The sequence below is a fragment of the uncultured Streptococcus sp. genome (assembly GCF_938036805.1).
Classification (GTDB): domain Bacteria; phylum Bacillota; class Bacilli; order Lactobacillales; family Streptococcaceae; genus Streptococcus.
In genome coordinates this window covers 1-1345 of record NZ_CALHWC010000103.1, presented here as the reverse complement: position 1 = coordinate 1345, position 1345 = coordinate 1, and the positions used below count along the sequence as shown (strand labels likewise).

Sequence of the window (1345 nt, the reverse complement as noted above, 5' to 3'; positions counted from 1 at the left end):
AGAATATCCCCGTTCGTTTGGAGCAGGGGCGCCTCATTCGCAAGGCCTTTGTGCCGGAATGGGCAGACAGTGTGCTTCTCAGCTCGGATTATTCACAGATTGAGCTACGGGTGCTGGCTCATATTTCGCAGGACGAGCATTTGATTGCTGCCTTTCAGCATGGAGAAGATATTCATACGGCTACCGCCATGCGGGTCTTTGGTATTGAAAAGGCAGAGGATGTTACGCCTAATGATCGTCGCAATGCCAAGGCCGTCAACTTTGGAGTGGTATATGGAATTTCCGACTTCGGACTGGCCAATAATTTGGGAATTTCCCGCAAGGCTGCCAAGGAATACATTGAGACCTATTTTGAGCGTTTCCCTGGTATCAAGAATTATATGGAAACCATCGTTCGCGAAGCGCGTGATAAGGGCTATGTAGAGACCATTTACCATCGTCGTCGTTCTTTACCGGACATCAATTCCCGCAACTTTAACATCCGAAATTTTGCGGAGCGCACAGCCATTAACAGCCCGATCCAAGGCTCCGCCGCAGACATTCTCAAAGTCGCTATGATTAATCTGGACCGAGCACTGACAGAGAAGAATTTCAAGTCTCGCATGCTCTTGCAGGTTCACGATGAAATCGTACTGGAAGTGCCAAATGACGAGCTAACAGCCGTCCGCCAGTTAGTCAAAGAAACCATGGAAGCCGCGATTGAGCTGGCCGTCCCACTGGTAGCTGATGAAAATGCCGGCCAAACTTGGTACGAGGCGAAATAAAACAAGATACAAAGAGCGTCAAAACCGACTGAAAATTAGGAATTCGGACGAAGGAGCCATGCTCTTAGAACGAATTATCTATTTTCCAAGGTTTTAGCTCGTGTTCAGTTAGGCTTGCAAGATTTTGGAGAATTTATCTCTTTTCGAAGTTTTAGCTCATGTTCAGCTAATATATCATTGTTAAAAAAGTTAAAAATTATTTATAAAACAGGAGGAAGTTTATGACTTACCATTTTCAAAATCCCAGTGACGGCGTTGTCAAGCGCTATCTGGAAAACAGCAAGGTGATTGCCGTTGTTGGCCTGTCTGACCGCGAAGAAACAACCAGTAACCGTGTATCCAAGGAGATGCAGGAGCGGGGCTATCGCATTATCCCGGTTAATCCGCGAGCAGCGGGCAGTCAGATTTTTGGTGAAACTGTTTATGCCAGTCTCAAAGATATCCCTTTCCCAGTGGATATTGTCGATGTTTACCGTCGTAGCGAGTTTTTGCCAGATGTGGCGCGTGATTTTCTGGAAGCAGATGTCAAGATTTTCTGGGCTCAGTTGGGCTTGGAAAATGAAGAAGCTGAGCAGATTTTG

The 1345-nt window shown here is 46.4% G+C and carries 2 protein-coding genes; both read left to right on the top strand.

Going from position 1 to position 1345, the window contains the following annotated elements:
* Positions 1-764: DNA polymerase (locus Q0191_RS04045; protein ID WP_297664065.1), on the top strand; the 764-nt coding region annotated here is incomplete at its 5' end.
* A gap of 221 nt (positions 765-985) precedes the next feature.
* The coding region (locus tag Q0191_RS04040) for a CoA-binding protein (RefSeq protein WP_297664063.1) at positions 986-1345 on the top strand (360 nt) is incomplete at its 3' end.